General features: G+C 43.4%; 11 protein-coding genes. 3 read left to right on the top strand and 8 right to left on the bottom strand.

Features of this window, described 5'->3' with window-relative positions; translation table 11 throughout:
* Positions 1-127: 127 nt before the first annotated feature.
* A complete protein-coding gene (dbpA, locus tag FC652_RS01010) occupies positions 128-1,507 on the top strand; it encodes an ATP-dependent RNA helicase DbpA (RefSeq protein ID WP_176297133.1) in 1,380 nt (459 codons plus the stop codon).
* A 348-nt stretch (positions 1,508-1,855) separates the two neighbouring features.
* On the opposite strand, the gene FC652_RS01005 is transcribed toward dbpA, so the two are convergent.
* Positions 1,856-3,295 carry a ubiquitin-like protein gene (locus FC652_RS01005; RefSeq protein WP_176297132.1) on the bottom strand — a complete coding sequence of 480 codons (1,440 nt, stop codon included), beginning with the start codon at positions 3,293-3,295 and terminating at the stop codon, positions 1,856-1,858.
* 444 nt (positions 3,296-3,739) lie between these two features.
* Between FC652_RS01005 and FC652_RS01000 the strand changes: the two genes are divergently transcribed.
* On the top strand, positions 3,740-4,939 hold the full coding sequence (locus tag FC652_RS01000) for a DUF4268 domain-containing protein (RefSeq protein WP_176297131.1): 1,200 nt from the start codon (positions 3,740-3,742) through the stop codon (positions 4,937-4,939).
* Positions 4,940-5,287: 348 nt separating this feature from the next.
* Here FC652_RS01000 and FC652_RS00995 read toward each other — a convergent pair whose 3' ends face one another.
* Together FC652_RS00995 and FC652_RS00990 are read right to left on the bottom strand one after the other, a co-directional pair.
* Positions 5,288-5,869: a tyrosine-type recombinase/integrase gene (locus FC652_RS00995; RefSeq protein WP_176297130.1), complete on the bottom strand. Its 582-nt coding sequence runs from the start codon at positions 5,867-5,869 to the stop codon at positions 5,288-5,290.
* A gap of 240 nt (positions 5,870-6,109) precedes the next feature.
* A complete protein-coding gene (locus FC652_RS00990) occupies positions 6,110-6,700 on the bottom strand; it encodes an NAD(P)H-dependent oxidoreductase (RefSeq protein WP_176297129.1) in 591 nt (196 codons plus the stop codon).
* Positions 6,701-6,847: 147 nt separating this feature from the next.
* Here FC652_RS00990 and FC652_RS00985 point away from each other — a divergent pair, with 147 nt between their 5' ends.
* On the top strand, positions 6,848-7,411 hold the full coding sequence (locus tag FC652_RS00985; RefSeq protein WP_176297128.1) for a TetR/AcrR family transcriptional regulator: 564 nt from the start codon (positions 6,848-6,850) through the stop codon (positions 7,409-7,411).
* 650 nt (positions 7,412-8,061) lie between these two features.
* Here the strand turns inward: FC652_RS00985 and FC652_RS00980 are convergent.
* The 5 genes from FC652_RS00980 to FC652_RS00960 all read right to left on the bottom strand — a co-directional run bounded on the left by FC652_RS00980 (position 8,062) and on the right by FC652_RS00960 (position 13,435).
* Positions 8,062-8,427: a helix-turn-helix domain-containing protein gene (locus tag FC652_RS00980; protein WP_130247212.1), complete on the bottom strand. Its 366-nt coding sequence runs from the start codon at positions 8,425-8,427 to the stop codon at positions 8,062-8,064.
* 697 nt (positions 8,428-9,124) lie between these two features.
* Positions 9,125-10,066, bottom strand: coding sequence for a zinc-binding dehydrogenase (locus FC652_RS00975; RefSeq protein WP_130247213.1), 942 nt, complete (start codon positions 10,064-10,066; stop codon positions 9,125-9,127).
* Positions 10,067-10,132: 66 nt separating this feature from the next.
* Positions 10,133-11,221 (bottom strand): alkene reductase, encoded by a 1,089-nt coding sequence (locus tag FC652_RS00970; RefSeq protein ID WP_025789557.1) that lies wholly within the window; start codon positions 11,219-11,221, stop codon positions 10,133-10,135.
* 9 nt (positions 11,222-11,230) lie between these two features.
* On the bottom strand, positions 11,231-12,328 hold the full coding sequence (locus FC652_RS00965; RefSeq protein ID WP_114718052.1) for an alkene reductase: 1,098 nt from the start codon (positions 12,326-12,328) through the stop codon (positions 11,231-11,233).
* A 225-nt stretch (positions 12,329-12,553) separates the two neighbouring features.
* Entirely contained in the window at positions 12,554-13,435 is an 882-nt protein-coding gene (locus FC652_RS00960) for a LysR family transcriptional regulator (RefSeq protein WP_001259369.1), read from the bottom strand.
* Between the last annotated feature and the right edge of the window lie 36 nt (positions 13,436-13,471).

The following is a 13,471-nucleotide window of genomic DNA, read 5'->3' as shown; positions in this document are numbered from 1 at the left end:
CCAAAGCGTACACTTTTTGTTGCCTTGTGATATTCGTTGTTTTTTTCAGCGCCGAGTTTTCTATGTTCATTTTCGTCAAAGTCGGTATAGTACCGCCCCTAGCTTTTTCCCATTTAAGGATTGCACCGTGACTGCACCATTCAACACACTTCCCCTAAAACCAGAATTGCTTTCGACTCTAGAGACGTTGGGCTACACAGAGATGACTCCTATTCAAGAGCAAAGCTTGCCAAAGCTACTTGAAGGGAAGGATGTGATCGGTCAGGGTAAAACCGGCTCAGGCAAAACAGCGACGTTTGCACTTGGGCTGTTAAGTAATCTCAATGTGGATCGCTTTCGCGTTCAATCACTGGTGCTTTGCCCTACACGAGAACTGGCGGACCAAGTGGCCACTGAAATTCGCACCCTCGCCCGTGGTATACACAACATCAAAGTGCTCACCTTGTGCGGTGGTATGCCAATGGGGCCGCAAATCCTTTCGCTAGAACACGGTGCACACATTCTTGTTGGCACACCGGGTCGCATTTTGGATCACCTAAGCAAAGATCGCATCAATCTTGATGAGCTCAATACCTTGGTGCTGGATGAAGCAGACCGAATGTTGGACATGGGCTTTCAAGACGCCATTGATGCCATCATTGATGCCGCCCCGACCGAGCGCCAAACCTTGCTTTTTAGTGCAACGTTCCCAGAACAGATCGAAACCATCGCCAGCAAAGTGATGAAGAATCCTGAGATGGTGAAAGTGGAATCAACGCACCAAACCAGCACCATTGAACAACGTTTCTACCAAGTAGAGAGCACTGAAGAGAAAGACAACGCGCTCGAAGCATTACTGCTAACGCACCGCCCAGAATCAACCGTTGTTTTCTGTAATACCAAAAAAGAAGTACAGAACGTCACTGATGAGCTCAATCACCGTGGTTTCAGCGTGATAGAACTGCACGGCGATATGGAACAACGTGAGCGCGAGCGCGCCTTGACCATGTTTGCCAACAAAAGCATTTCAATTTTAGTTGCCACCGATGTCGCGGCCCGTGGATTAGACGTCGACAACCTCGACGCCGTTGTTAACTTCGAGTTGTCGCGCGACCCTGAAGTCCATGTGCACCGTATTGGCCGAACTGGTCGAGCCGGAGCAAAAGGCCTGGCCATCAGTTTTTACAGTGGCAAAGAGATCTATCGCATTGAGCGTATCGAAGAGTACATGGGCATTGACGTTCACCCGGCGAAGCTGCCTCAGCCAGAGAATCACAAACCTTACTACCCTTCTATGCGAACCATTCAGATCTTGGGTGGCAAAAAACAAAAAGTTCGTGCGGGTGATATTTTGGGCAGCTTAACCAAAGAAGCCGGTATCGACGGCAAGCTGATTGGCAAGATCAATATTTTGCCTATGGTTTCTTATGTTGCTATCGATAGTTCAGTGGCAAAGATTGCAGAACAACAGCTACAAAATGGCAAGATGAAAGGGCGTAACTTCAAAGCGCGTATCATGAAAGCATAACAAGGCCGCTTTAGTCCCATAGGCTTGCGTCTGAATGCCAGCCGACACTTTGTACACAAGTGGGGAATGTTTTAGTAATTGGACGGCAACAAAAATGGCGAGTGAATTCACTCGCCATTTTTATTTTTAAGCATTCTGAAATGAGTGCTGTTGATTACAACAACTCAACAGATGACCGGACTATCACGAAGTCCTCGCTGGCTAGGTATCAATGCGTTTCGCATTTATGGATAAAAGTGTCAGTGGCGTTGGCCAAATTACATCTCATGGATAGGCGCATTCATGGAAAAGTACTTACCTCCCTGCCGTTTATGTATGATGCGGAGCAGTTTGGTGACAGAACACAGATCACAGCGGGATATCAAGAAACAATCTGATTTCCCCAGAAGTGATCACTGGCACAGTCAAACCTGCACTTATCCCTGAGTCTATGTGAACAAAGCTCGTGCCAATCGTTGCAAGTTCGAGATCGAGTTCATCAGCTGCGGACATTTTACTCCAGGTATTAACATTAAAATCTTCACTCACAGCAGACTTATACTCTAGTGCGATTTGAAGCCGTTTTGTACGTGTCGTATCGCTTTCTGAATACTCATACTCTAAATGAGTGACAAGATGCTGCCAATTGAGATTGAGTTCAAGCAATGTAACCAGAGCATCAAGTTCTTCAGTACCATCACTGAGTAAACCTTTTCGGTACTTTAGCCCCCAAGTACTCTCGAGAAACATATCTTGAAAGTCGTAGCGATACACTGCCTCACTACCAAGACTAACAACACTGGTTCTGTACGTACTTTCATCATAAAAAACATCCGTTGAGTCCCTATAGGCATCTATTGTTTTGTGGGTATACAACCAATCTGAGTTTAAAAATAATGTTAGCGGAACTGAGTTGTTGCGGAGCACCTCTTGCTGCAATTCCCCAGATACTAACCAAGTGTTTGCGTCAGTCTTACCTTTTTTTCCTTCTGGAAGCGATTCAATATCAATAGTGCTCTGTTGATTGCCAGCAGCCAACTCGAAAAACAGCTTATTGTTAATCCAACTTTGGAAATATGGGAGTGCACTAAAACCCGTCTCACTTGATTTGGCTAAGTGTTCTGCGGATAGTTTCGTTTCAAATACACCGAATGCGACCCCTGTGACAGAGGTTGAACTAACAGAAGTGTCCATCCCAAATACGAAGTATTTAGTTGTCGCTTTGTAACCCGCTAGGGAATCAACTCGCTTTTTTGTCGAGTCCTGCCAAGTAAAGTTTGACCAGAAGCGAGTTCCTTGTGCAGCATCTTGGTTTAAGATATTGAAACTATTGAACGAAGCCTTAGATTGGTTCGAAATTGGCTCAGCGGTGGGAAGCGCAGACAAAAGTAGCCCGCCCTGTTGTCTGGCTGTACTCATATTATGAATTCGTACAACCTCTTGTGCATCTAGCGCATCAGAACGGCCGCTCGTTGTTGGAGCTGTTGGTTCTGAAGTAGGTGGTTCGACAGGACCAGTATTTTTAATCAGAAGATAGAGAAGTGACTCTTTCTGAATATTATAGTCGGACAGCGTCCTTCCGTCTTCGAGTGTAATACCTGAAAAAACTAGGTTTTGTTCATCTGGCGCGATACCCTCTTTATCTTGAACCTTCGCTTTCACATTCTCAATACTATCCGACTCCTCGACGTCCAGTGTGATGTTTGCTCCACTTGGAAGCCTTATATAGATTTGCATTGCTAACGCATGCGTTGGAATTAACAGAAAAAGGGCAAATAGGGTTATAAAAAACTTGCTTAGTTTTGGCATTTTCAGACTGCATCCATGAAAAAGAGCCAAGTCGTAGCTTGGCTTTGCTTGAGGGTGGCGAGTATACAAAAAACAAATATTTATTAACAGTTTGTTCAATAACAACCAACATAGTTAAATGGTGTGCCCTACCAATCCGCTTTTTTTTGGCTAGCCTTTAGGTTTTGCCACCCTTAATCCAATAAGAATTACTTTAGTTCAATAAGAACCACAGACTCTGCCATAAGCTACACTCTTCGATTAGGCGATATCTTTCAAAGTGATGATTTGAGCTACCCACTCAATAGCGTTGACCACCATGGAACCATGAAAATATGCATCGAGTTAAATTAATGGCTCGGAGAGGTATTTGAACCGGTTCGATATCTTTACAATCCGTGTTCAAATGATGAGTAAGAGAGTGTCGAGTCTCACTAGTGAAGCGTGAACTTAAGGAGTGAAAATATGTTTTCAGCCCAAAGCCCTGTTGTTGTGTCCTCCGATAATTCTACTTCAGCTCTCCAACGCGTCAATTTTATGGATGGTAGCTTTTACAACGAGAGTTGGTTACAGAAAATAATCTTTGATAATGAAAATCTTATTCCTTTTTATGAAATCGAACCTGATTATGTTGGGGCAATTTCCGTCTGTATGGAGTTTCCAACACGCTCGGGCCGAGTTGACTGTCTTTATGTTACTGAGACGGGTCGCCTTGTAATAGCGGAGGTAAAGCTCTATAGAAATCCAGAGTCTAGAAGAGAAGTCGTTGGACAGATCTTAGACTATGCAAAAGACCTAGTGTCAATGGATTATACGACGCTTGATCAAGCTATAAAAAAACGAACAAAAGGAAAAAGCTTGTATCAAATCATCAAAGAAGCTGGCTCTACTGTGCCTGAGGCTAGCTTTATCGATGCGACCCAAAGGAATCTCAACAAAGGGCGTTTTTTGCTGCTCATTGTAGGGGATGGAATTAGAGAAGGTGCCGAAGACATTCAGTCATTCCTCAACCAAAAGGCATCCATGGAGTTTACATTTGCGATGCTAGAGATGCGCGTCTTTCATATGACTGATGACCAGTTGCTCGTTCTACCGCAAGTGCTCCACAAAACGGATATCCTCGAGCGACATGTCATTACTATCGAAAGTCACTTTAGAGACTATACCGTCACTTCAGAAGAGGATACTCGTCCACAAGAAGCACTCTTCAAAACTCAACTGGATAGCAAAGAGCTATTTAACAAGAAATTTTGGCAGGGCTTTCTTGATACCCTTCACTTAGAGGATAAAAGCCAACCCCTTCCGTTACCGTCTGCGCAGAGTCACCTCTATTTTCAACTCCCTCCCTCGGCTTCAGTTGCATGGATTACGGTCTATAAACTGGGTAACAAAGAGATAGGTTGCTTTGTACGTTGCGCGAAAAATTCTAAAGGACAGGAGGTTTACGAACAGTTAAAGGCTGCACGCGCCTCATACGAAGACCCGCTTGTTGTACAAGCAATCTGGAATGACGATGAAAGGCGGATTACCCTGCCCAAACTAAATCTCAATCTAGAAGAAACGCAAAATTGGACTCAGTCGTATCTATTTTACGAAAAGCAGCTCAATAGCCTAATCAATGAGTTCCGCCCCCTACTTAAACGCATATCAAAAACAAGTAACTAGTAAAAAAACGCTCAATGTTAACGAACAGGTACATTAATTGGGGTTATTTGCTTATAGAGTTTGATAACACATCTCAAGATGAACTCTAGTTAAAAAGGGGCGTAAACAAGCCAGCACTAACCTCGCTAACCTGGAACATAAAAAATGAACTTCGGAAGCCAATTTAGTGAGCAATGTATGTGTAGCCAACAGATCCTTAGCGATGGTCTATCCAACATAAAGAACTAAAAAAGCGAGCACAAGACTCGCTTTTAACTATCTGTTTTTGAAGCAAATTACAGCAACTCAACCGACTACTGGGCGATCACAAATTCTTCGTTGGTTGGGTATCTATTAGTATCGCATCTACTAGCTGGGATATGGACATAAACGTGACAGAGAAAAAGCTCTAACTTCGCAAAATTTGATGGTGTTTTCGATTTTTGTATGGCCAAGTAAAAGCTGAATCGCTCGAATATTTTTAGTTTTTTGATAGATCAACGTGGCTTTAGTTCGACGCAGTGAATGAGTACCATAAAGATCAGGGTTATGACCTAAGGCTAATGCCCAACTACGTATGATGCGACGATAATAAGAGTAGCTCAAAGGCTGATTAACTTTTCGAGGACTTGAGAATAGGTAGTCTGTAGGTTTAAGGTCTTGATCTTTAATCCAATGGCTCAAAGTTTGCTGAGTTCTCTGAGTAACCTCAAATTGAACATCGTTACCAGTTTTTTTCTGAACGTACTGGACACGGGAGAAGACAAGAAAGTTGGATGAAATGTCCGATACTCGTAACGATAGCAAGTCACTTGAGCGCAATTTACTATCAATCGCGAGGTTAAGCAGTGATAGCTCCATTAGATTGTTGTTAAGCTCTAGGCGTGTTCGTATACGCCAAATCTCTTCTAATCTAAATGGCTTTTTAACCCCTGTTTTCTGACTATCCATACTCTTGCCTCAATTCCAAAATATTGGGCTGTGTATTAAAGAACCATACTTAATAGCAAATGAAAAAAGGCGTTTTGTGTTAAGAACAGCCGAACAGTTCTAGGCAGGGATTAACTCTGTTCGGCTAATAGTTTGAAACTTAGAGGAAGTATGGGCTACTGATAAAAAACACCAGCATTCCAGTTAGTTAAAATCGATGAGTTCCAACCTTCGCCCCTCGTATTGCCTGCACACTTCCACTTATGCCAAACCTACTTCTTCAACTTCTGCGCTCATAATGTCATATAAATATTGACGAGGGTCTGAGCGCTTAGGGTCATCAATTTTAGCAACCAACTGCTTACCAAATGCTTCGATCATTTCTTCAGATTCAGCATCTGCATTGAACATGTATTCAGGCTGTAGGTAATTCATCTGGGTTAGATTTGCTGTTAATTGGAACGGACGCAGTAGATCTGGCACAGTGGCGAATATATCAAAGCCCGAATAGAACTTTTCACGGCCACCAACAGATACCACTAACTGCATATCCTTCCCTTTCAACTTATCGCCCTCTGGCCCATAAGCGAAGTTGTAAGCCAGCACGTCATCTAACCATTTTTTAAGCAGCGGCGGCATTGAATACCAGTAGAACGGGAATTGCAGAATGATGCGGTCATGCGCTTCAAGTAGTGCTTGCTCTCTCTCTACATCAATTTGGAAGTCTGTGTATTCACTATAGAGATCACGACTTGTCGTCACTTTACCAGACTCATCAAGCTGTGATTTCCAAGTTTTGTTGTTACGTGAACCTTCAAGGTTTGGGTGAAATACAAGGTTTAAAATTTTCATTGTCAGTACCTATTTACAAATTAACCTTCTCTTTTTAGGTCGCATGACCTAGTTATTGCAAATCTAGGTCATCATACCTAAAATGTCAACATTATTTTTAGGAGAGCTACAAAGCGTAGTTATTCCGTATAAAACAGGCAGTACTAGATGAGAAAAAAGAACGCCAAGATTGAGAAGATTTTAGATATTTCAATCGCGCTATTACGACAGGAGGGAGACTTTGGGGTGAGTATGCGTAAGGTTGCGACACTGGCAGAGATGTCATTAAGCAATGTGCAGTATTACTTCAAAACTAAAGATGAGTTGCTCAAAGCGATGGCAGACCGCTACTTTCAGCAATGCTTAGATGAATTGGCAGAGCAGCCGCAGTTGAGCGATGCAAGTGAGTTAAAACATTTCATCTCCGCTCAGCTATCGCACGTTTATCAGGTTTCAGATATGTGCCGTATCTTCCGTGAATATTGGGCTATTTCGACACGAAATGCAGCAATTGACGCGTACCTTATAGCTTATTATCGAACAATGGCATCGTCTTTAAACAAGATTTTTAAGCCACTTGCGAAAGACGATGCCAGTATCGAGAGAGCAGTCTCGGTGTTTATTCCCTTTGTTGAGGGTTACTCCATCACCGCAAGAGCATTGCCAGTCGAGTTAGACAGTGTCACAGAGTCTTTAAGTTCGATAGTGCTGAAACAACTGACAGGTGAATGATTGCGAAGTAGTAAAGCAAGGTAGATGGCATACCTTGCTTTGATTGGAGAAATCACGTTCAGCTTTCTCTATTTGATAGAATCATTATTTTATTTCGTATGTCTAGCATGCTTTGGGGCATAAATAAACCAACACGAACCTCGCTAGCTTGGAACACAAAAAATGAACTGCGGAAGTCAATGTAGTGAGCAATGGCTGTATCGCTATTCCCGTACTTAGCGATGGTCTATACCCTTCCCACTTGAAGTTGCAGCGGTGTTGTCTGCGCTCATTCGCCCCAGTCACATAGTTTATCTATGCTCCTGGGGTCTCATTCACTTGCCGCCTACCTGCAACTCCAAGTTGTTCGGGTCTATCCAACATATGAGTACAAAAAAGCGAGCACCAAGCTCGCTTTTAACTATCTGTTTTTGTTATTAATTACAGCAACTCAACCGACTGCTGGGCGATCACGAATTCTTCGTTGGTTGGATTACCATTAGTATTGCATCTGCTAGCAGAGGACTTGGGCATCAGTGAGTTAGCAAATTGAATAGTGTGTATTTAATCAATGATCACAAAGATGACTAGCATCCTCTATCTGAGTGGCCAAATTTCTCATCCACTACAGTTGCCCTGTCACACAGTTCGAGTAGAGATTGTTACTCCAACTATTTAAGCTGTACATTATTGCTTTCAGACCATTTTCTCAATTCTTCAAGAATCGTTAGAGCACTTTTGCCAAACTCAGTCAGTTCGTAACTTACGGCTAATGGCTTCTCATTGAGTACGCAGCGTATCACCATATTTTCACTCTCTAGCTCTTTTAAGCGCTGGTCTACCATTTTCTTACTTGCACCGCCCAACATTCTTGAAAGATCATTAAATCTCACAGGGCCATCTTTCAGATGGTAGATTATTGAGCCTTTCCATTTTGACCCCAAGATCCCCATACCTTTTTCTATCGCACAAGGCTCCTTACAGGCATCAACAACACTTTTACGCCCTTTGGCGTCAACTTCAACTTTTGCTTTCATACAGCCTCGCCAATCCAGAAACTAGATAGCTGCAGTTTCACTCGATGACATGAAACCACAGTGCTTTGACCTATGTATCACGTCATAGTAATACTAGAGATCAATCAAATTAAATTCACCTTAGTCATCCATCTTGCATGTTCACTACGAGAACTAAGTAACCTTTGGGTTATAAAAGTATCATCGCTTTATCTACCAAAGACGTACTTAGCTTTCCTTCTGAGAATAACGGTAACCCATAAGCATTGATGATAGGAGCGTTACTCATTATTAGTGACTCCGTAAATAGAGTGAATATATAAGTGAACACTACGTCACTGGTTCTTCGTAGTATATGTTAGTTACCTAAAGGTTGAATGCAATTAGTATACTTTTAGTAACCTAGTTCAGGCATGGGCTGACGTAATTGACAATAATGCCTCCATAAATAGGGTCTATTGTTAGTTTTTCTGAAGCCACTTCTGGGGCGATAATAAAATTGCATAAATCAATAGAGCTATCAGTGGGTGAGCTGCCATGTGCTGTTCAGCGATGGTCTATCCAACATATGAGTACAAAAAAAGCGAGCACGTAGCTCGCTAACTTGGAGTTAGAAAAATGAATTGCAGAAGTCGATATTGTGGGTAATGACTGTGTCGCTATTCGCGTGCTTAGCGATTGTGTATGCGCTTCCCAGCAAAAGTATAGATAGCGGAATCTAACTCAATGTAATAACTGTTTTTAGTTTTGTGAACTCACTGTGTTTCAATGCCTCTGACATCTGATCGAATTTAAAAGATACAGGTAAACTAACGTCAAAACTGCCTTTTGAAATACGCTCAAGCAGCGTTTCACCATTTTGCATTAATGTATGCCAATCATCTTTATCACCAAAATTATGTAACGCTCCAAGGGCTATTTCGTGGTAAGAAATAGTGCGCGTAAATGGAGGGTCAATGGGTTTAGCAATACGATCTTGAATGCAGACAATATGTCCATTCGCTCTTAACAGTGGCACTAAATGGGCGGCATTTTCCCCACTCACCGCATCAAAAATGGCGAAGTATTTCATGTCGATTTGAGATTGCTCTCGATAAACTTGGCGAATACCTAAGCTTTTGGCTCGCTCTTCGCTCAGACTCGCGGAGACAACATCAACGATATAACCCGCTCTGGCAAGGATCTGGGATAACAAATTATTCACCGCGCCAAAACCAACGACAAGCACTTCTCTTTGTCGGGTTAATGGAATTTTTTCAAATGCTTGCCACGCAGTCAGCATCGGACAAGGCAGTGCCGAGGCAAGTTCAAAAGATAGGCTCTCAGGCAGTGTCATCACTCGCTCAACGTTCAAAACGGTATATTCAGCGAAGCTACCATGGCGATTTAGTGAGCCATGATAGGCCACTCGACGGCCAATTAGACTGGGATCAACTTTAGACCCGACTTGTACGACGACGCCTGCACCATCAACACCTGGAACATGGCCATTCGGCCAATTTAAAGGATTGGCTTTAATAAATTTCCAATCGACAGGGTTAATACCAATCGCTTTGTTTTGTACTAAGATTTCGTTGTCATCTAAAGCTGGTCTTTCAGCCTTACCTAAAACAAGACTGTGCGTCTCAGTTTGATATTGCCAAATTCGATAGGGTTCCATATCACTTCCACTCGCTTAATGAAAAGGTCAGGCACCAAAGAGTTATCGTCCTTGGTACCTGGTGTATTAGGCTTGATAAGTTGGATAATCGGTGTAGCCTTCGGCTCCGCCCCCATACAAGGTCAACCTAGCATCGGCATCAAACTCGGCCAATGGTAAATCATGAGCAAATCGGGCGACTAAATCAGGGTTCGTTACAAAAGGCGTACCAAAGGCAACGAAATCAGCATACTGCTTATCTAGTAACTGTTGTGCAGATTGCTTGGTCAACTTTCCTGCAACCATGATTGGATTAGAGTATATTCGGCGTACTTGCTGGCGAAACTCTTCAGGCACCTCTACATAGCGTGATATGTTTTCTGAAAAATGCACATACGCAAGGTTCATCGGTTGTAGTTTTTCCAGCAATGCTAACGTTAGTGGAACAATTTCAACATCATCCCCAGCAAAACCCTCTCCGATATGAGGAGACAGACGAACCGCAACTCTTTCCCCACCAATTTCGTCGGTAAGTGCTTGCAACGTATCAACCAGAAAGCGCATACGATTCTCTTTGCTGCCACCATATTGATCACTTCTTTGGTTGCTTTCTAAGCGTAAAAAGGTATCAAACAAGTAACCATGCGCTGCATGAACTTCAACACCATCAAACCCTGCTTCAACAGCATTTCTTGCCGCTTGAACAAAGTCGGTAATGGTTGCTTGGATTTCATCTGCACTCATTGCTTTTGGCTGCTGGGTTTCTACCATGCCAAACCCGCCTTCAGGTAATGGGCCAAAGACCTGATCTGGAATTTTTATCGCTGATGGTGCCAGGGGTTGTGAACCTGAAATATCGGAATGACTACGACGGCCAACATGCCAGAGTTGGATAAATATCTTACCCCCTTCCTCATGAACAGCCTGAGTCACTTTCTTCCAGCCTTCAATGTGTTCTTCTGTGTAAATGCCTGGTGTCATAGAGTAGCCCCGACCAACGGCTGAGACAGGCGCGCCTTCTGTGACAATCAAACCTGCGCTAGCACGCTGACGGTAGTAGGTTGCCATCATCTCGTTTGGTACATCACCAGGTTGAGACGTTCGTGAACGAGTCATCGGCGCCATAGCGATACGGTTTCTAGTCTCAAGTCCGTGACCTTTAAATACCTTAAACATACTTCCCCCTTAAGCTTTATACGTTGGATAATCAATCAACCCTTTTTCACCGCCACCAAACAAGGTGTCAGGATCGTGCTTTTCGAACGGGTAGCCGTGAAGTAGTCTTTCAGGCAGATCGGGATTCGCTACAAAAGGCCGACCAAAGCCGATCATATCAGCCAGTCCGTCATCAATAGCTTGTTTCGCTTTTTCCGCATTATAACGACCTGCGTAAATCAAAATGCCTTGATAGGCCTCACGTAAGGCACGTTTGAAAGAGACTGGCGTATCAGGGGCGTCATCCCAATCTACTTCCGCGATATGCAGATAAACGATACCGTGCTTATTCAACAACGCAGCCGCAGCGGTATAGGTCTCGATAGGGTTCGCATCTACGGTGCCGTTTAAGGTAGTCAAAGGAGCAAGACGCACACCAACACGGTCAGCACCAATCGCTTTAACTAATGCTGCAACGACTTCATCAAGAAAACGAAGACGATTTTCTAGGCTACCACCGTATTCATCACTGCGGCTGTTAGCTTCGGAGTCTATGAACTGGTTGATCAAATAACCATTCGCTGCATGAAGTTCAATCCCATCAAAGCCCGCCTCAACAGCATTCAATGCCGCTTGACGATAATCTGCGATGACTTGTTGAATATCCGCTTTTGTCATTGCTCTAGGCTGGACGACATCAACAAAGCCAGGTTCATCACTGCCATTATCAATGAATACTTTTACGTTTTCCGCTTTTAACGCTGATGAAGAAATCGGTTGCTCACCACCAATGTTATCTGGGTGAGTGACTCTGCCCACATGCCACAGCTGCGCGAAAATGGCGCCATGTTCTGCATGCACTGCTTGAGTTACTTTACGCCAGCCTGCAATCTGCTCAGGTGTGTAAATACCTGGCGTCCACGCATAACCTTTTGCATTCGGTGAAATTTGTGTGCCTTCGGAGACTATTAAACCTGCACTGGCTCTTTGAGCGTAATACGTCGCCATCATTTCATTAGCGACATCCCCTGGTTGACTTGCCCTGGAGCGTGTCATCGGTGGCATGACAATGCGGTTTTTGAGAGTCAATCTCCCCAATTGGATAGGTTGAAAAAGTGATTTAGACATAATAAGCCCTCTTATTTCCTGAGAGGGATACTAACAAACTCATCGCAGCACATTGATAGCAACAAAGACAAATAATATTTGTTAAAAATGCAATAGTCTGAGCATGCTCCAGGAATAGTCTTGCTGGATGTCGATGTATCATCAACTTTAATACGTATCTGTCTTGTTCAAGGAGTCAGAAGAAATAGCCTAAGCGAGGTAAGAAGTTACCTCGCTTGGACCGATTTACAGATCCAACTTCGGTTGAATAAAATCGATAAAAGCAGAAATCCTCTTGGCAACAGAAGAGGACTTATAGTAAACCGCATTAATTTGCTCCCTACCTGAGTTACCAATTTTTTCACCTTCTAACAACGCAATTAATCTTCCTTCCGCAATATCTTTTTTCACCATAAAGCCTGATAGGCAGGCGATTCCATTTCCCATCAATGCTAGCTGTCTCACCGTTTCACCGTTACTTGAGGTCAGCGTGGGTGTCAGCCCTGAAAATCCTTTCAGAGGCCATTCGTTGAGTGTTTTTGGTGTTGAAAATCCAATGGTATCGTGATGTTCCAAATCACTACTCTTGCTCGGAAAGCCGCGCTTTGATAAATAATCAGGTGAAGCAACAATGTAAAGTAAACTTCGGCCAAGAGGCCTTGCGTGTAAAGTTGAATCATTTAATGCACCGATACGAATAGCGATATCGGTTTTCTTTTCTAGCAAATCAACAAAACCTTCATTAGAAGTTAACTCCAACTCAATATCAGGATAGGCTTGATTAAATGGCTGAACGAGTGGAACTAACTGGTGAAACACAAACGGACTGGCGGCATCAACACGCAGTCGTCCTTTGGGTAATTCCCCACGGGATATGATCTCGTCTTCCGCTTGCTGCAACTGCATCAGCCCTATTCGTACCGACTCAACGAATTGCCGCCCCTCATCCGTTAACTCAATCCGTCTTGTGGTTCGGTTTAATATCGTCACGCCAAGCTGGCTTTCTACCTTACTCACCGCTCGTGATACGCGTGCCACCTGTATATCGAGACTTTCTGCTGCCGCAGTAAATCCGCCAGTATCAACGACAGTAAGTAGAATTTCTAAATCGTCCGATTTTGTGCGCATGCTTGCCTACCATTTACTCAACAGTTTTGTTTAATT

Origin of the sequence: Vibrio sp. 05-20-BW147 (assembly GCF_013369385.1) — a bacterium.
Taxonomy (GTDB): Bacteria; Pseudomonadota; Gammaproteobacteria; order Enterobacterales; family Vibrionaceae; genus Vibrio; species Vibrio floridensis.
Note: the sequence above shows the minus strand (reverse complement) of the source record. Positions and strands in the feature narration are given on the sequence as shown.

What these genes read in the sequence shown, in the direction of transcription:
- FC652_RS01005 (WP_176297132.1), bottom strand. Translation starts at nt 3,295, where the DNA reads ATGCCAAAACTAAGCAAGTTTTTTATAACCCTATTTGCCCTTTTTCTG.
- FC652_RS01000 (WP_176297131.1), top strand. Translation starts at nt 3,740, where the DNA reads ATGTTTTCAGCCCAAAGCCCTGTTGTTGTGTCCTCCGATAATTCTACT.
- FC652_RS00995 (WP_176297130.1), bottom strand. Translation starts at nt 5,869, where the DNA reads ATGGATAGTCAGAAAACAGGGGTTAAAAAGCCATTTAGATTAGAAGAG.
- FC652_RS00990 (WP_176297129.1), bottom strand. Translation starts at nt 6,700, where the DNA reads ATGAAAATTTTAAACCTTGTATTTCACCCAAACCTTGAAGGTTCACGT.
- FC652_RS00985 (WP_176297128.1), top strand. Translation starts at nt 6,848, where the DNA reads ATGAGAAAAAAGAACGCCAAGATTGAGAAGATTTTAGATATTTCAATC.
- FC652_RS00980 (WP_130247212.1), bottom strand. Translation starts at nt 8,427, where the DNA reads ATGAAAGCAAAAGTTGAAGTTGACGCCAAAGGGCGTAAAAGTGTTGTT.
- FC652_RS00975 (WP_130247213.1), bottom strand. Translation starts at nt 10,066, where the DNA reads ATGGAACCCTATCGAATTTGGCAATATCAAACTGAGACGCACAGTCTT.
- FC652_RS00970 (WP_025789557.1), bottom strand. Translation starts at nt 11,221, where the DNA reads ATGTTTAAGGTATTTAAAGGTCACGGACTTGAGACTAGAAACCGTATC.
- FC652_RS00965 (WP_114718052.1), bottom strand. Translation starts at nt 12,328, where the DNA reads ATGTCTAAATCACTTTTTCAACCTATCCAATTGGGGAGATTGACTCTC.
- FC652_RS00960 (WP_001259369.1), bottom strand. Translation starts at nt 13,435, where the DNA reads ATGCGCACAAAATCGGACGATTTAGAAATTCTACTTACTGTCGTTGAT.